The organism is Paraburkholderia sp. CI3, assembly GCF_050436505.1.
In the GTDB taxonomy this organism is placed as follows: domain Bacteria; phylum Pseudomonadota; class Gammaproteobacteria; order Burkholderiales; family Burkholderiaceae; genus Paraburkholderia; species Paraburkholderia tuberum.
In genome coordinates this window covers 1,439,308-1,455,784 of sequence record NZ_JBNDMI010000004.1, presented here as the reverse complement: position 1 = coordinate 1,455,784, position 16,477 = coordinate 1,439,308, and the positions used below count along the sequence as shown (strand labels likewise).

Annotated in this window: 18 protein-coding genes; 14 read left to right on the top strand and 4 right to left on the bottom strand. The window is 64.6% G+C overall.

The features are described 5' to 3' along the window. Positions 1–107 precede the first annotated feature (107 nt). Positions 108–545, top strand: coding sequence for a cell division protein FtsB (gene ftsB, locus OKW29_RS28095; RefSeq protein ID WP_429293388.1), 438 nt, complete (start codon positions 108–110; stop codon positions 543–545). Positions 546–640: 95 nt separating this feature from the next. Here the strand turns inward: ftsB and OKW29_RS28090 are convergent, their stop codons facing one another. From OKW29_RS28090 to OKW29_RS28080, 3 genes are all read right to left on the bottom strand, one after another. Then, positions 641–1,003 carry a hypothetical protein gene (locus OKW29_RS28090; RefSeq protein WP_429293387.1) on the bottom strand — a complete coding sequence of 121 codons (363 nt, stop codon included), beginning with the start codon at positions 1,001–1,003 and terminating at the stop codon, positions 641–643. Between the two features lie 202 nt (positions 1,004–1,205). Beyond that, positions 1,206–2,156, bottom strand: a complete 951-nt coding sequence (gene hslO, locus OKW29_RS28085; protein WP_429293386.1) for an Hsp33 family molecular chaperone HslO — start codon at positions 2,154–2,156, stop codon at positions 1,206–1,208. Positions 2,157–2,219: 63 nt separating this feature from the next. Further along, positions 2,220–2,744 (bottom strand): gamma carbonic anhydrase family protein, encoded by a 525-nt coding sequence (locus tag OKW29_RS28080; RefSeq protein ID WP_429293385.1) that lies wholly within the window; start codon positions 2,742–2,744, stop codon positions 2,220–2,222. A 279-nt stretch (positions 2,745–3,023) separates the two neighbouring features. Between OKW29_RS28080 and OKW29_RS28075 the strand changes: the two genes are divergently transcribed. From OKW29_RS28075 to OKW29_RS28030, 10 genes are all read left to right on the top strand, one after another. After that, positions 3,024–3,929: a ferritin-like domain-containing protein gene (locus OKW29_RS28075; RefSeq protein WP_429294954.1), complete on the top strand. Its 906-nt coding sequence runs from the start codon at positions 3,024–3,026 to the stop codon at positions 3,927–3,929. 69 nt (positions 3,930–3,998) lie between these two features. Beyond that, positions 3,999–4,883: an alpha/beta fold hydrolase gene (locus tag OKW29_RS28070; protein ID WP_429293384.1), complete on the top strand. Its 885-nt coding sequence runs from the start codon at positions 3,999–4,001 to the stop codon at positions 4,881–4,883. Positions 4,884–5,061: 178 nt separating this feature from the next. Next, positions 5,062–5,892: a 3',5'-nucleoside bisphosphate phosphatase gene (locus OKW29_RS28065; RefSeq protein WP_429293383.1), complete on the top strand. Its 831-nt coding sequence runs from the start codon at positions 5,062–5,064 to the stop codon at positions 5,890–5,892. 113 nt (positions 5,893–6,005) lie between these two features. Continuing rightward, positions 6,006–6,641, top strand: a complete 636-nt coding sequence (locus tag OKW29_RS28060; protein ID WP_429293382.1) for an L-threonylcarbamoyladenylate synthase — start codon at positions 6,006–6,008, stop codon at positions 6,639–6,641. A 56-nt stretch (positions 6,642–6,697) separates the two neighbouring features. Further along, positions 6,698–7,360: a site-2 protease family protein gene (locus OKW29_RS28055; RefSeq protein WP_184067599.1), complete on the top strand. Its 663-nt coding sequence runs from the start codon at positions 6,698–6,700 to the stop codon at positions 7,358–7,360. Between the two features lie 6 nt (positions 7,361–7,366). Then, the gene (locus OKW29_RS28050) at positions 7,367–8,569 is read left to right on the top strand and encodes a tryptophan--tRNA ligase (RefSeq protein ID WP_090800748.1); all 1,203 of its coding nucleotides are present in this window, start codon (positions 7,367–7,369) and stop codon (positions 8,567–8,569) included. A gap of 28 nt (positions 8,570–8,597) precedes the next feature. Beyond that, positions 8,598–9,200 (top strand): class I SAM-dependent methyltransferase, encoded by a 603-nt coding sequence (locus OKW29_RS28045; protein ID WP_429293381.1) that lies wholly within the window; start codon positions 8,598–8,600, stop codon positions 9,198–9,200. Between the two features lie 43 nt (positions 9,201–9,243). Continuing rightward, entirely contained in the window at positions 9,244–10,161 is a 918-nt protein-coding gene (gene dapA / locus OKW29_RS28040) for a 4-hydroxy-tetrahydrodipicolinate synthase (RefSeq protein ID WP_184004131.1), read from the top strand. A gap of 123 nt (positions 10,162–10,284) precedes the next feature. After that, positions 10,285–11,424, top strand: coding sequence for an outer membrane protein assembly factor BamC (bamC, locus tag OKW29_RS28035; protein WP_184022417.1), 1,140 nt, complete (start codon positions 10,285–10,287; stop codon positions 11,422–11,424). An 8-nt stretch (positions 11,425–11,432) separates the two neighbouring features. Further along, complete coding sequence (locus OKW29_RS28030; protein WP_429293380.1) at positions 11,433–12,206, top strand: MBL fold metallo-hydrolase; 774 nt, start codon at positions 11,433–11,435, stop codon at positions 12,204–12,206. Positions 12,207–12,351: 145 nt separating this feature from the next. Here OKW29_RS28030 and OKW29_RS28025 read toward each other — a convergent pair whose 3' ends face one another. Continuing rightward, the gene (locus OKW29_RS28025; RefSeq protein WP_018417558.1) at positions 12,352–13,050 is read right to left on the bottom strand and encodes a Bax inhibitor-1/YccA family protein; all 699 of its coding nucleotides are present in this window, start codon (positions 13,048–13,050) and stop codon (positions 12,352–12,354) included. Between the two features lie 269 nt (positions 13,051–13,319). On the opposite strand from OKW29_RS28025, the gene ndk reads away from it, so the two are divergent. The 3 genes from ndk to OKW29_RS28010 all read left to right on the top strand — a co-directional run bounded on the left by ndk (position 13,320) and on the right by OKW29_RS28010 (position 16,459). Further along, positions 13,320–13,745, top strand: coding sequence for a nucleoside-diphosphate kinase (gene ndk, locus OKW29_RS28020; protein ID WP_184067608.1), 426 nt, complete (start codon positions 13,320–13,322; stop codon positions 13,743–13,745). A 210-nt stretch (positions 13,746–13,955) separates the two neighbouring features. Beyond that, positions 13,956–15,107, top strand: coding sequence for a 23S rRNA (adenine(2503)-C(2))-methyltransferase RlmN (gene rlmN / locus OKW29_RS28015; protein WP_429293379.1), 1,152 nt, complete (start codon positions 13,956–13,958; stop codon positions 15,105–15,107). Between the two features lie 212 nt (positions 15,108–15,319). Next, a complete protein-coding gene (locus OKW29_RS28010) occupies positions 15,320–16,459 on the top strand; it encodes a helix-turn-helix domain-containing protein (RefSeq protein ID WP_184022425.1) in 1,140 nt (379 codons plus the stop codon). The last annotated feature ends 18 nt before the right edge of the window (positions 16,460–16,477 follow it).

Here is a 16,477-nt window from a genome sequence, read left to right as displayed (position 1 = left end):
TCGCCAGATTGTTCACGCCGATCGATGAGCCGGTTATCCTTCGTTTCTGATTGACCTCGCCGCCCTGCGTATAGCGCAGGGCGGCGCGTATTTATTGTGCTTACTTCATGCGGCTTGTCACTGCTGTCCTGATCGTTCTGCTGGCGTTGATCCAGTACCCGCTCTGGTGGGGGCACGGCGGCTGGCTGCGCGTGCATGAGTTGCAGGGACAACTCGCGCAGCAACTGCAGAAGAATGCCGACGCGAAGCTGCGCAACGAGCGCATCCAGGGCGAAGTGCAGGACCTGCAGAATGGCACGGCCGCGGTCGAAGAGCGGGCGCGCTACGAAATGGGCATGGTCAAGGACGGCGAAGTGTTCGTGCAGTTCGTGTCGCCGAACCAGCCGTTGCCGTTGGCGAATACGCCGTCGGCGAACACCTCGACGCGCGGTGAGGTGTCGGCCGCGCCGCTGCATGTGGTGCCGAATCCGGAGTCGCGCGCGAAGCCGGATCGCAAGCATGGCGGGAAGGCACCGGCTGCGAAGGAGAAGAAGCCGGTGCACTGAGGTTCGATATTTCGCATCGGCCTCGCAGGAAGGCGCAAAAAAAGCGCGGTTCATCTTGAACCGCGCTTTTTTGTTTTTATGCTGCCGTGTTCGCCCTACCAGCCCCAATACGGCCCGAACCCGACGCCGATCCCGGTTCCCCAGCCACGTCCCCAGCCGCCGCTCGAGAAGCCCGCGGAAAACCTCACGGGCGGCGAACGCGAGTAATAGCGCGACCAGGCTTGCGCGGCGGCGTCCGCGGCCATTGTCTGATTCTGTTCGAACATGACCTGTTGCTCGATCGCGTCATAGCGCGCGCGTTCCTCCGGTGTCAGCGTCTGCGTATCACTGATGGCTTCGGCCTGATCGGGCGGCAGACGGCTCAGAATCGGCGCTGGACCACGCGGATCGATCGAGCAGCCGGCCAGCACCGCGCTGCCCGTGAGGACGGCAAGGATCACCGAAAGCGTGTGCTTCATGGTCGAATCTCCATCGGTCCGAGGCTCGAGCAAGCGTCTTCCAACGCGCAGCGCCGCATGCATCCTGCCAAAGTATCAACGCCGCGCTCAAAAGCAACGCGCCGCCCGAGCCGTGACGAGGCATGGGGCGGCGCGGTCAGGACTTGCGTTGAAGAGCCCGATCAGTTCACGGGCACGTACTCCGCTTCGGCGAAAGCGCGGTCTAGTGCCGCTGCGCGGCTGCCGGCGTCACACCCTGTGAGAGTCCGCCGGCCACGAAAAGTTGCGCGACGTCGACCGGGTCGAACTCGTAGCGCTGATTACAAAACTCGCAGTGAATCTCGACGTGGCCGCGTTCCTCGATCACGCTGTCGACTTCATCGCGGCCAAGCATCTTCAGCATCGCGCCGACTTTTTCGCGCGAGCACGTGCATTCGAAGCGCGCGGTAACCGGCTCGAAATGCTGGACGTTTTCCTGCCAGAACAGGCGTCGGAACACCGTCTCAGGTTCTTCCTTCAGCAGCTCGTCGTGCGACAGCGTGCCGCCGAGCGTGCACACGCGTTCCCACGTATCTGCGTCGAGCTCGCCCGGATGCGGGACGATGCCGCCGTCGCCCGGCAGTTTCTGCAGCAGCATGCCGACCGCGCGCTCGGTGTTCGCCGCGAGCCACATGCGCGTGTCGAGCTGCTCGGAGTGATGCATATAGTGCTCGAGCACCTCGGCGATCGACTTCAGCGCTCCGTCCACGCCCGACAGCGGCACGATACTCTGGTACGGCTGCTGGCCGGGCTGCTTGGCGGCCGGGTCGAGCGTGATCACGCAGCGGCCGTAGCCGCTCGCGTTCACCAGATCGATGAGCGAGGTCGTGTCGTCGATCGTATGGGCGGCTTCGCCGGACAGCTTCGCGGTGGCGCGCATCGTCAGGTTCGAGCTGCACTGCACGACCAGCATCTTGACCGGGCCATCGCCGAAAATCTGCATGACGAGCGTGCCGTCGAACTTCAGGTTCGCCGACAGCAGCGCGCACGCGGCCATCATTTCGCCCAGAATCGTTCGCACGGGCGCCGGATAATCGCGGCGCGTCAGCACGTCCTGCCAGGTATTGCGCAGGGAAACGATCTCGCCGCGCACCGGCGCCGCGCTGAACATGAATTTTTGCAACTGGTCGCTCACAACTTTTCCTCGCTGGAATGACGCGGCATGACGCCGCGCCTTTGCGCACCGCGCGCCGGCCGTCTAGCCGATGCGTACGAGCCGCGCCTTGAAATACTCGCGGCGCCCGGCATAGCTTGCCGCGCCGCGCTGCATGTTGGCGATATCCGCTTCCGTCAGTTCGCGCACCGCCTTCGCGGGCGCGCCGAGGATCAGCGTATTGTCGGGAAACACCTTGCCCTCGGTGACGATGGCGCCCGCTCCGACCAGACAGTTGCGGCCGATCACCGCGCCATTCAAGACCACCGCCTGAATTCCGATCAACGCGCCTTCCTTGATCGTGCAGCCGTGCAGCATCGCCTGATGGCCGATCGTCACGTTCGACTCGACCGTCAGCGGATAGCCGGGGTCGGTGTGCAGCACCGCGCTTTCCTGCACGTTGCTGCCGGCGCCGATCGTGATCGGCTCGTTGTCGCCGCGCAGTGTCGCGCCGAACCACACGCTCGCGTTCTCCTCGAGCGTTACGTTGCCGATGATGTTCGCCGAATCCGCGACGAACACGCTTTCATGAATGATCGGGGCGGCTTCGCCCAGCTTGTAAATCGTCACAATGTCTCCTTGTTGGTCAGAGCCGGGCCTTCGGTGACTCCGATCCTGTGCACGATGATGGTCTGATCGGTTGCCACGCATGCGCGGGGCGGCGCGCAGCCGGTGCGGTGCGAGGTTGGCGGTCTTGCGTCGCCAACTGACGGGCGTGCCCGAAAGCGCGCCGGTTGGTCGAATCGGGTATTGTAAACGGTTGTGTGCATGAGCCGCTTGGCCGCTCGCGCGCGGCTCAGCCGCCGTCTGTCCGTCGTCTTTACCGCCTCCAACGCCGATCTGTTTGTCATGACGTCCGCCGCTTCGCCCGTTTCTGTCGCTTCTCCCGCATCGAATTCTCACGACGAGCCGCCGTGCGCGCGCCGCGCCGCGCTCGCCGCGTTGCGCGAGCGGGATCCGGCCGCGAAGGCCGCGGCGGCCCGCGAGTTGTACGCTGCGGTACTCGACGGTCGCGCGCTCTGTGACTCCGGCCTCGATCTCGCCGAGCCCGCTGGCCTGCCGGGCCGCCCCGAACGGCCCGAACTGGTCGAACCGCGCCAACTCGGTCGACGCAGCATGCAGTCGCCGCAGGGCCGCGCGGTGCTGCTCCACGCGCTCGCGCACATCGAGTTCAATGCGATCAATCTGGCGCTCGACGCCATCTGGCGTTTCCCCGGCATGCCCGCCGGGTTCTATACCGACTGGCTCAAAGTCGCCGCCGAAGAGGCGTATCACTACTCGCTGCTCGCCGCGCGTCTCGCCGAATATGGCCACGCGTACGGCGACTTCCCGGCGCACGGCGGCCTATGGGACATGTGCGAGCGCACCCGTGGCGACGTGCTCGCGCGCATGGCGCTCGTGCCGCGTACGCTCGAAGCGCGCGGCCTCGACGCGTCGCCGCCGATCCGCGCGCGTTTGCAGCAGGCCGGCGATCACTCGTCGGCGACGATTCTCGACGTGATCCTGCGCGATGAAATCGGCCACGTGCTGATCGGCAACCGCTGGTTTCGTCACCTGTGCGACGCGGACGGCCTCGATCCGCACCACACCTATCTGCGTCTCGCCGACCAGTATCACGCGCCGAAACTGCGTGGCCCGTTCAATTTCGAAGCGCGCCGCGACGCTGGTTTCGACGATGCCGAACTCGCCGCGCTCGCGAGTCAGGATGCGCAGCAAGCCATGCAGGCAACGGACGACCGAGCATCGCGTCAATAAACCGTTACCACTTCTTGCGCCGCTGTTCCTATAATCGAACGACCATTCTTTTTTACGGGTGCGCCGTTCATGAATACATCCCGCTCTGAGTTCGTTGCCGCGCGCGGCGTCCGGCTGCACGTGCGGCGCTGGGGCCATCCCGATGCGCGGATACTGTTCATGCTGCACGGCTGGATGGACGTCGGCGCGTCGTTCCAGTTCGTCGTCGACGCGCTCGGTGGCGACTGGCAGGTGATTGCGCCCGACATGCGCGGCTTCGGTCTGTCCGACTGGCCGGTCGCCGAGCGCGGCGGCGGCAGCTACTGGGTGCAGGACTATCTCGGCGATCTCGACGCGCTGATCGACCACTACGCGCCCGACGGCCAGGTGAACCTCGTCGGTCACAGCATGGGCGCGAACGTCGTGTGCCTGTATGCGGGCGTGCGGCCGCAGCGGGTACGGCGCGTGGTCGATCTGGAAGGCTTCGGGCTCGCGCGATCGCATTCGGCGCAGGCGCCGAAGCGCCTGCTCAACTGGCTCGACGAATTGCGCGATCCACCGCAGCTCAAGCGCTACGCGTCGCTCGACGAGGTCGCCGCGCGCCTGATCAAAACCAATCCGCGCCTCGATCCGCGGCGTGCGCAGTTTCTCGCGCAGCACTGGTCGAAGCCGGATGGCGAAGGGCGCTTCATGCTGCTCGCCGATCCGGCGCACAAGGTCCGCGGCCCGACGCTGTATCGCCTCGACGAGGTGATGGCGGTGTGGCGTAAGGTCAGCGCGAAGGTGCTGCACGTCGAGGCCGCCGGCTCGCCGACGCTCGCGCAGATCGCCGGCGACATTCCGGTCGACGAATTCAAGGCGCGTTTCCAGGCGTTTCCCGATTGGCGCGAGAAGATCATCGACGGCGCGGGGCACATGCTGCATCACGACCAGCCGGAGCAGATCGCCGCGTTGATCGAGGGGTTCTGCACCTGACACCGCGCCTGAAGCGTCGTTTGAAACGGCGCTCGTGGGTCGCCCGGAGGTCGCGGGATCGGCGCTGACTGGTCTTGACCTCGCGGCACGCCGGCAACCGGCACTGGCGTCGCGAGATACCCCTGCGGCCCCTTACTGCATTGCAGTAAAATGACCGCAGAACCCTTCCAGGACCACGATGAACGCCGATCTTCACTGCCACTCCACCGTTTCCGACGGCCAGTTCGCGCCGGCCGACGTCGCGCGCCGCGCGCACGCTAACGGCGTGACGCTGTGGGCGCTCACCGATCACGACGAAGTGGGCGGCCAGCACGAGGCGCGCACCGCGGCCGAGGCTCTCGGCATGGATTACCTGAGCGGCGTCGAGATTTCCGTCACGTGGGCGGGGCGCACCGTGCATATCGTCGGACTCGGCATCGATCCGGGCAGCCAGATCCTGATCGACGGTCTCGCCCGCACGCGCGACGGCCGCGCCGCGCGCGCCGAAGCAATCGGCGAGCAACTGGCCACGCTCGGCATTCCAGACGCGTACGAGGGCGCGCTGCATTACGTATCGAATCCCGAAATGATGTCGCGCACGCATTTCGCGCGCTTCCTGGTCGAGCACCGCCACTGCGCAAACACCCAGGAAGTGTTCGACCGCTATCTCGGCGACGGCAAGCCGGCTTACGTCGCGCACCGCTGGGCCAGGCTCGCCGACGCACTCGGCTGGATCCAGGCCGCGGGCGGCGTCGCGATCGTCGCGCATCCCGGTCGTTACGCATATTCGCAACTTGAATTCGACGCGTTCTTTGGCGAATTCATCGACCTCGGCGGCGAGGCGATCGAGGTCGTGACCGGCAGCCACACGCCCGACCAGTACCGCGAATATGCGGACGTCGCGCGTCGCTATGGCTTCGAGGCCTCGCGCGGTTCCGACTTCCATGCGCCTGGCGAAGGCCGCATCGAACTCGGTGCACTGCCGCCGCTACCCGCCGATCTGAAGCCCGTTTGGGAACGCTGGCTGTGACCGCGCGCCGTGCCGGAGCGGCACGGCGCGCGCGGGGGCCGGCTGGATGCGGCACGCGCTCTGCTCGCCGCAGCCCATCCGCCGCAGTTCGTCTGCCGCCATCGTGAGTCTCCATGTCCCAATACTTTCGACTTCACCCCGACAATCCGCAACCGCGTCTCGTCAAGCAGGCCGTGCAGATCATCAACGGCGGCGGCGTGGTCGCCTTGCCGACCGATTCGACTTACGCGCTCGCCTGCCGTCTCGACGACAAGGATGCGGTCGAACGTCTGCGGCGCATCCGCGGACTCGACGAAAAGCAACTACTGTCGCTGCTCGTGCGTGATCTGTCGGAGCTCGCCAATTTTGCTATGGTGGACAACTGGCAGTACAGGCTGCTTAAGTCGGTGACCCCGGGTCCGTACGTGTTCGTGCTGCAGGCCACCAAGGAAGTGCCGCGGCGCGTGTCGCATCCGTCGCGCAAGACGATCGGCCTGCGCGTGCCGGATCACGCGATCACGCTCGCGATTCTCGAGGAGCTCGGCCAGCCGCTGCTCGGCTCGACACTGATCATGCCCGGCGAAACCGAGCCGCTGAACGACCCCGAGGAAATCCGCGCGCGGCTCGAAAAGCAGCTCGATCTGGTGATCGACGGCGGCGCGTGCGTGTGCGAGCCGTCGACAGTGATCGATCTGACCGGCTTGGAGCCGGTGCTGGTGCGGGCAGGGCGCGGCTCGCTCGCGCCGTTCGGTCTCGAGGAAACGGCGTGAGCGTCGTGAGCGAAAGCGGACAGACACGCGCGAGCGCATTGTTACAATAGCGAGCTATGGATTCTTCCCTGATACAGACGATTGCGGTGTACGCGCTGCCGGTGATCTTCGCGATTACGCTGCACGAGGCTGCGCATGGCTACGTCGCGCGCTGGCTCGGCGACAACACCGCGTACGTGCTCGGCCGCGTGTCGCTGAACCCGATGCGGCACATCGATCCGCTCGGCACGATCGCCATTCCGCTGCTGCTGTACTTCGCAACGAGCGGCGCGTTCGTGTTCGGCTATGCGAAGCCGGTGCCGGTCGCGTTCGGCAATCTGCGCAACCCGCGCTGGGGCAGCCTATGGGTCGCGGCGGCCGGGCCCGTGTGCAATTTCATCCAGGCGCTGTTCTGGGGCGTGTTCGGCGTTGCGCTCGCGGGGCTCAATGTCAACGAACCGTTTTTCACGCGCATGGCGGGCGCGGGCGTCGGCGTCAATCTCGTGCTCGGCGTGCTGAACCTGTTTCCACTGCCGCCGCTCGATGGCGGCCGCGTGGTGATGGCCCTGTTGCCGCCGAAGCAATCGATCGCGTTGTCGCGGCTCGAGCCGTACGGCTTTTTCATCGTGATGGCGCTGGTGATGACGGGTACGCTCACGCGTTTCTGGTTGAGGCCACTCGTGACGCTCGGGTATAGCGCGATCACCGCAATTCTGACTCCACTTGTTTCGCTTTTCTAAATAACCATGTTCCCAGACCGTATCTTCTCCGGTATGCGGCCCACCGGGTCGTTGCACCTCGGCCACTATCACGGCGTGCTGAAAAACTGGGTGCGGCTGCAGTCCGAATACCCCTGCTTCTTCTGCGTGGTCGACTGGCACGCACTGACGACGCACTACGAAACGCCCGAAGTGATCGAAAAGAACGTGTGGGACGTGCTGATCGACTGGCTCGCTTCCGGCATCGATCCGGCGCAGGCGACGCTGTTCATCCAGAGCAAGGTGCCCGAGCATGCCGAGCTGGCGCTGCTGCTCGGCATGAGCACGCCGCTCGGCTGGCTCGAACGCGTGCCGACCTACAAGGAGCAGATGGAAAAGCTGAAGGACAAGGACCTGTCCACCTACGGCTTCCTCGGCTATCCGGTGCTGATGGCGGCGGACATTCTGCTGTATCGCGGCTCGCTCGTGCCGGTCGGTGAAGACCAGGTGCCGCACGTCGAGATGACGCGCGAAATCGCCCGTCGTTTCAACTACCTGTACGGCCGTGAGCCGGGCTTCGAGGAGAAGGCGAACGAAGCCGCGAAGAAGCTCGGCGGCAAGCGCTCGAAGCTGTATCACGAGTTGCGCAACGCGTATCAGCAGGAAGGCGACGACGAAGCGCTCGAACGCGCGCGGGCGATGCTGCAGGAATCGCAAAGCCTGTCGATGAGCGATCGCGAGCGTCTGTTCGGCTATCTCGAAGGTTCGCGCAAGATCATCCTCGTCGAGCCGCAGGCGATGCTGACCGAGGCGTCGCGCATGCCGGGTCTCGACGGCCAGAAGATGTCGAAGTCGTACGGCAACACGATCGGCCTGCGCGAAGACGCGGAAACCATCACGAAGAAGGTCCGTACGATGCCGACCGACCCCGCGCGCGTGCGCCGCACCGATCCGGGGGATCCCGACAAGTGCCCGGTGTGGCAGTTGCATCAGGTCTATACCGACGAAGCGACCCACGAGTGGGTGCAGAAGGGCTGCCGCTCGGCAGGCATCGGTTGCCTCGATTGCAAGCAGCCGGTCGTCGAAGGGATTCTGCGCGAGCAGCAGCCGATGCTCGAGCGCGCGCAGAAGTACATGGACGACCCGTCGCTGTTGCGCGCGATCGTCGCCGATGGCTGCGACAAGGCACGCCGGTTCGCGACCGAAACGATGCGCGACGTCCGTGAGGCGATGGGGCTGTCGTACAACTGATGCGCACCCGACGCACCGCGGTGCAGCGATGAGCACGCCCGTTACCAGTGGCTTGCATGGCCTCGGTGAACCGTCGCGCTGGGTGCGTCACTGGGCGCACCTGATCGCGCCGGGCGGCGCGGTGCTCGACGTCGCGTCGGGGGCCGGGCGGCATGCGCGCTTTTTTGCGTCGCTCGGCCATCCGGTCACCGCGATCGATCGCGACGCGGCTGCTCTCGACCTGCTGCGCGACGCGCCGCTCGTCACACCTCTCGTGGCCGATCTCGAAGGCGCGACGTGGCCGCTACCGGCCGATGCGGCGTTCGCCGCCGTCGTGGTCACCAACTACCTGCACCGGCCGCTTTTTCCGCAGTTGCTGCGCGCGCTCGCGCCCGGCGGCGTACTGGTTTACGAGACCTTCGCGCAAGGAAACGAAAGCGTCGGCAAACCCTCCAATCCGGCGTTTTTGCTCGCGCCTGGCGAACTGCTCGACACCGTGCGGGGCCACCTGCGGGTGATCGCATTTCAGGACGGATTTCTCGCCGAGCCGCGTCCGGCCTACATTCAGCGCATCTGCGCGGTTCGGGAAACGGCCCGGGCGCATGATCCCGCACGGGCAACAGCGCCACCTTGTTACGAGTTGGCTGGCTAATCCGCTACAATCGCGGTTTACCTGATCATATTCATGGCGTTTCATGACTAACGGCAACCACAGCGGTCACCAGGACGGCGTTCAGATCCGCGGCAGCATTCCTGCCATCATCACTCCGATGCTCGAAGACGGCAGCCTCGATCTGCCGGCGTTTCGCAAACTGATCGACTGGCACGTCGAGGAAGGCACGAATGCGCTCGTCGTGGTCGGCACGAGCGGCGAGTCGGCCACGCTGTCGGTCGAAGAACACGTGCTGATGGTCAAGACCGCGGTCGAGCATACCGCTGGACGCATTCCTGTCATCGCGGGCGCGGGTGCCAATTCCACCGCTGAGGCGATCGAACTCACGCAACACGCGAAGGACGTCGGCGCGGATGCCACGCTGCAGGTCGTGCCGTACTACAACAAGCCGACCCAGGAAGGCATCTACCGCCATTTCGCGAAGATCGCCGAAACCGTCGATCTGCCAGTGATTCTGTACAACGTGCCGGGCCGCACCGTCGCCGACATGAGCAACGAGACCATCCTGCGCTGCGCACAGGTGCCGGGCATCGTTGGCGTGAAGGAGGCCACGGGCAACATCGACCGCGCCGCGCATCTGATCAAGTCGGCGCCGGCGCATTTCGGCATCTATAGCGGCGACGACCCCACCGCGATCGCGCTGATGCTGCTCGGCGGTCACGGCAATATTTCGGTCACCGCGAACGTCGCGCCGCGCGCAATGAGCGAACTGTGCAAGGCCGCGCTCGCCGCGGACGTGAAGACCGCGCGCGACATTCATCTGAAACTCCTGTCACTGCACAAGTACCTGTTTGCCGAAGCGAATCCGATTCCGGCGAAGTGGGCGCTGCAGCAACTGGGGCGTGTGCAGGGCGGCATCCGCCTGCCGCTCACGCCGCTCGACGCGCAATACCACGAAGTGGTGCGCGGCGCGCTGCGCGAAGCGGGCCTGCTCGGCTGAACGGGCCGACCGTCCCGCTGCCCACGCAAGACCGCCACCGGCATTTCATTAACCGACGTCGCTTCAGCCCACGTTCCCGGCAGATCGAACGAGGCATCGCGTTCCAGCATCACGAAGGACCTCATGAAACGTTCCGCACTTTCCCTCCACGCAACCCGCATGGCGGCGCTGGCGCTTGCCCTGTCGACGCTCGCCGGCTGTGACACGCTGAACGACTGGTTCGCTTCCGACCGCGTCAACTACAAGGCGACCTCGAGCGCGCCGCCGCTCGCCGTGCCGAGCGATCTGAGCACGTCGCCGAACGACCAGCGCTATGTGGCACCGCCGGCCAATCTGGCGCTTGGTGGCACGCCGACGCGCGCTGTCACGGCGGCCGGCAACGCGACCGAAGGTCAGCCGAACGCGCAGGATCCGCTCGGCATGCATATCGAGCGCGACGGCGACCGTCGCTGGCTGGTGGTAGACGGCCGTTCCCCGGAACAGCTCTGGCCGCAGCTGCAGGAGTTCTGGCAGGAAAACGGCTTCGTGCTGAAGACCGATGCGCCGGCCACCGGCATCATGACGACCGACTGGGCGGAAAACCGCGCGAACATTCCGGACGACTGGTTCCGCCGCACGATCGGCAAGGTCATCGACTTCGCCTATTCGTCGGGCACCCGCGACAGTTTCCGCACGCTGGTATCGCGCGGTCCGGACAGCGCGACCGATATCTCGATCACGCACAGCGCGATGGAAGAGGTGATGACCGGGCAGGACAAGACGTCTTCGCGCTGGGAAGAGCGTCCGCGTGATCCGGCGCTCGAGGCGCTGTTTCTCGCCAAGCTGATGCAGAAGTTCGGCCTGACTGAAGCACAATCGAAGCAGCTGCTGACCGACGCGCGCACCGCCGCCGCGCCGACCACGATCGAGCAGAACGCGGGTGCGTCGACGCTCGATCTGCAGGAGTCGTTCGACCGTGCCTGGCTGCGTGTGGGCCTCGCGCTCGATCGCACCAACTTTACGGTCGATAACCGCGATCGCGAGAAGGGCATCTACTACGTGCGCTACGCGGATTCGATGCAGGAACTGAAGAAGGAAGGCCTGTTCGGCAAACTGTTCTACAGCGGCAATTCGACGCGCAAGCCGGGCCAGGAATTCCTCGTCAACGTGCGCGCGAAGGGCGACGCGGTGACGCAGGTCGCGGTCGTCGACGCGAATGGGCAGATCGACACGTCGTCGGACGCGCAGCGCATCGTGTCGCTGCTGCACGCGCAACTGAACTAAGGCGGGTCGTGCGCTTCGCAAGTCTCGGCAGCGGCAGTGAAGGCAATGCGCTGCTGGTGGAGGCGCGCAGCGGTGCGGTCACCACGCGTGTGCTGCTCGATTGCGGTTTTTCCGCGCGCGAAGTCGAGCGGCGTCTGACGCGGCTCCGCGCGAGTGCCGAGCACCTCGACGCGATCCTGATTACGCATGAACATAGCGATCACATCGGCAGCGCATTGACGCTGGCGCGCAAGTGGTCGATTCCGCTGTACATGAGCTGGGGCACCGCGCGCGCGGTGGGCGCCGACGAAGCCGATGTTGACCTGCAGGTGCTGTGGGGCGACGAGGCGGTATCGATCGGAGAGCTCAGCGTTCTCCCTTATACCGTTCCGCACGACGCCCGCGAACCGCTCCAATACGTGTTCTCGAACGGCGCGAGCCGGCTTGGCGTGCTCACCGACGTGGGCACGTCCACGCCGCATATCAGCGCGGTGCTGAGTGGCTGCGACGCGCTCGTGCTCGAATGCAATCATGACGTGCAGATGCTCGCGGGCAGTCGTTATCCGCCGTCGCTGAAGGCGCGTATCGGCGGCAATCACGGGCATCTGAACAATCACGCGGCAGCTGAAATCCTGGCGTCGCTCGACCGCTCGCGCTTGCGGCATCTGGTCGCAGCGCATCTGAGCCAGCAGAACAATCTGCCGGAACTTGCGCAGGCGGCGCTGGCGGGCGTGCTTGACGCGGCTCCCACGGAGGTGGTGGTTGCGTCGCAGAGCGAAGGTTTCGCGTGGTTGACGGTGTGACTGTGGCACCCGGTTGGCGTCCGGTCGCGCTGCACGCCATGCGCCGGGTGGTCAGGTAATGAAGAAGCCCATAACGAGCAATCGTTATGGGCTTCTAATTTGAGCGTCGAGTGCGGCGTGGGGCACGCCGCACGGCCGGGCAAACTTAATTGCGGTTGCCGCCAAAAATGCCGAGCAGCGCAAGCAGATTGACGAACACGTTGTACAGATCCAGGTAGATCGCCAGCGTCGCCGTGATGTAATTCGTCTCGCCGCCGTTCACGACGCGCTGCACGTCGAACATGATGTAGGCGGAAAAGATCACGATTGCCATGACTGAAACCGTCAGCATCAGCGCCGGCAGTTGCAGGAACACGTTCGCGACCGAAGCCAGCAGGATCACGATCACGCCCATGAAGAGCCACTTGCCGAGGCCCGAGAAGTCGCGTTTGCTGACCGTGGCGATGGTCGCCATGGCCGCGAAGATCACACCGGTGCCACCAAAAGCGAGCATGATCAGCGACGGGCCGTTCGAGAAGCCGAGCACGAACGCGAGAATGCGCGACAGCATCAGCCCCATGAAGAACGTGAAGCCGAGCAGTACGAAGACGCCGACGGCGCTGTCCTTGGTGCGCTGGATCGCGAACATGAAGCCGAAGGCGATCGCGAAGAATGCCAGCATGCTCATGGCGGGGCTGGTGGCGGCGAACAGTGAGAAGCCGGTGGCAAGACCCACCCACGCGCCGAGCACGGTCGGAATCATGGACAGCGCGAGCAGCCAGTAGGTATTCCGTAGCACGCGGTTGCGTGTTTCGACCGTGCTGACCGCGCCGTTGCGGCCAAACATATACGGATGTTCGTTCATGATCTCTCCTTACCTCGGAAGCGTGTTTCGTGATGGTGATACGGCAATTTGCGAAGCGCCGGCGGGCGCACCGTTCATCCGTAAGATTAGCGCGGCAGCACGGAGTTTCAATACCTCCAGTCGCCCACATGGCCTACGCTACCAGTATTTCGCGCCCTTTGCTTTGATTCTTTCAGTGCTGTAAGGGTTCAATCGCAATGGCGCACGGGGAACATGCTACAATAGCGGATTCATTTGAATCTGTAACTTCTTAATTTTTTGGAGTTTTTATGGCGATCGAGCGCACCCTGTCGATTATCAAGCCGGACGCAGTGGCCAAGAACGTGATCGGCCAGATCTATACCCGTTTTGAAAACGCTGGTCTGAAGATCGTGGCATCGCGCATGGTTCATCTGTCGCGTGCTGACGCCGAGAAGTTCTACGCCGTGCACGCAGCACGTCCGTTCTTCAAGGACCTCGTCGAATTCATGATCTCGGGTCCGGTGGTCGTGCAGGCGCTGGAAGGCGAAAACGCGATCCTGAAACACCGTGATCTGATGGGTGCGACTGACCCGAAGAAGGCAGAAAAGGGCACGATCCGTGCCGACTTCGCGGACAGCATCGACGCCAACGCGGTGCACGGCTCGGACGCATCGGAAACGGCCGCGATTGAAATCGCATTCTTCTTCCCCCAAGTCAACGTCTACTCGCGTTGAGCGCCTCGCGCTGAGGTCAGGCACTGGCCTCGGTCGCAAGCCGTGTCCGCCTGGCGCGTTTCGTGCAGCCGAATTGTTTTATCGCATGAATCGCGCGCGTTGCACGGCAAAGTAGTAAGGTAAAAGCAGCAGGAATGGGCGCGAACGGGCACGGCGTTCATGCAGCTTGTTGCATGAACGTAGTCTCGCAATGAAATGGCAGGATTCGATATGACGAGCAGTCCCTCCGTCAACCTTCTCGACCTCGACGCCCAAGGGCTCGTCGCCTATTGCGACAGCCTGGGCGAGAAACCGTTTCGCGCCAAGCAATTGCAGCGCTGGATTCATCAATACAACGCTGCCGACTTCGACGGCATGACCGATCTCGCGAAGTCCTTGCGCGAAAAGCTCAAAGGGCGCGCCGCGATCACGATGCCGGGCGTCGTCAGCGACCACGTTTCGTCGGACGGCACACGCAAGTGGCTGATCGACGTCGGAAACGGCAACGCCGTTGAAACCGTCTACATCCCCGAAGAAACGCGCGGCACGCTGTGTGTGTCGTCACAGGCTGGGTGTGCGGTCAACTGCCGGTTCTGCTCGACCGGCAAGCAGGGGTTCTCCCGCAATCTCACCACCGGCGAAATCATCGGCCAGTTACGCATGGCTGAGTTTGTGCTGCGCGCGTCACGTGGTGATGCCGGCGGCCGCGCGATGGGGGGCGACGGCAAGGGCGAGCGCGTCGTCACGAACGTCGTGATGATGGGGATGGGCGAGCCGCTGCTCAATTACGACGCGGTCGTGCCGGCCATGCGCCTGATGCTCGACGACAATGCGTACGGCCTGTCGCGCCGGCGCGTCACGTTGTCCACTTCGGGCGTCGTACCGATGATGGACCGGCTCGGCGCGGATCTGCCCGTGGCGCTCGCAGTGTCGCTGCATGCCTCGAACGACGCGCTGCGCGACGTGCTGGTGCCGCTCAACAAAAAGTATCCGCTGCACGAGCTGATGGCGGCGTGCGAGCGCTATCTGAAAGTCGCGCCGCGAGATTTCATTACGTTCGAATACTGCATGCTCGATGGCGTGAACGACAGCGAGGCGCACGCGCGCGAGTTGCTCGCCGTCACGCGTAACGTGCCGTGCAAGTTCAATCTGATTCCGTTCAATCCGTTCCCCGAATCGGGCCTTATCCGTTCGAAGCCGGAACAGATCAAGCGGTTTGCGCAGGTGTTGATGGACGCTGGCGTGGTCACCACTGTGCGCAAGACCCGCGGCGACGATATCGATGCTGCCTGCGGTCAGCTGGCCGGCGCGGTGAAAGACCGCACGCGTCTTGCTGAGCGCACCGGGAAGGCGGCGAAGGTGATCGAGGTTCGCGCCGTGTAATCGCGAGGGGTGGCAGGGCGTCGGCGTTCGGCGGAAAGCACCGCGAGCGCAAAAAAGCTCCCATGCCACCGGCGATTAAAAGAAAGTTTGCAGAATCGATCGGGAGCGGTACACAAAGCCGCACATTTTGTTATAAACGGTCTGCGATTTGGACGTGACGCTCGAGCCCGTCCGGTCGCACGATTAAAAGAATCGACGCGAAAGGATTTGGGATGAGTGAGCCGCAGCACCCGCAGCCGCACGAGACAGACACGAGCGATGGCCATCCGGCACCCGTTGCAAGGGCGGTGGTCCAGCCTGTCGTGCAGCCGGCCCTTGATTCGTTGGCAGCGGTTGGCGCGCGCTTGACCCAGTTGCGCGAGTCGAAAGGCTGGACTATCGAGGACGTGTCGGCGCGGCTGAAGGTGTCGGTCGTCAAGCTGAGCGCGCTCGAGGCGGGCGACGTCAGCCATCTGCCGGACACGACGTTTGCACTCGGCGTCGTGCGCAGCTACGCGAAAATGCTGGGCGCCGATCCGGCGCCTTTTACGGCGGCGCTGCGTCGCGAGAAGGGCGTGCCGGCGCCGAATCTGTCGATGCCGGCGTCATCGGGCAAGGATCTGCCGCGCGGCAAGGTTTCGCTGTCGCTCGGCGACAGCGGGCATAAGAGCCGTTCGTGGCTGTGGGGCATTGCCGCGATCGTCGTCGCGGTCATCGCACTCGGGATGTGGCGCACTAACGGCGGTGATTCGTCCGCGTGGCTCGCGCGCCTGAAGGCAAGCGCGAATAGTTCGACTATCAGCGACACGGCGGCTTCGGGCGCGGTCGCTCAGGGTCCGGCGACGGCGGCGGAAGGGGCATCGGCGCCGGACGCGGCGGCCACGGCTGACAACGCGGCGAGCGCGGATAATGCGGTGTCTGCGTCGGCAACGCCGATGCCGGCTCCGCTTGCCACTGGCACCGCGCCGGGCTCGGCCCCGGCAGCGAATACAGCGGCAACGCCGGCACCGACGGCCGCGGCACCGAAGGCCGGCTCGCAGGCTCAGGCACAGGCCGCCATGGAGAGCGCAAATGCACCGGCGGTCGTGGCGAACGCGTCGGCACCGGCGGTCACGCCAGCGCTCGGCGAGGCGGTCGTCGCGCTGCGCGTGACGCAGGACAGCTGGTTCAGCGTGCGTGACAAGAACGGCAAGGAACTGTTCTCCGGCCTCGTGCATGCCGGCGATCCGAAGGAAGTGACGGGTGTCGGTCCGTTCAAGGTCACGGTCGGCAACAAGGCGGGTCTCGAGTCGGTGACGCTCGACGGCCAGCCGGTCGATCCGTCGAAATATGCGACAGCCAAGGGCAACGTGGCGCGCTTTGCGCTGCCTTGACAGATACGGTACGCGCCG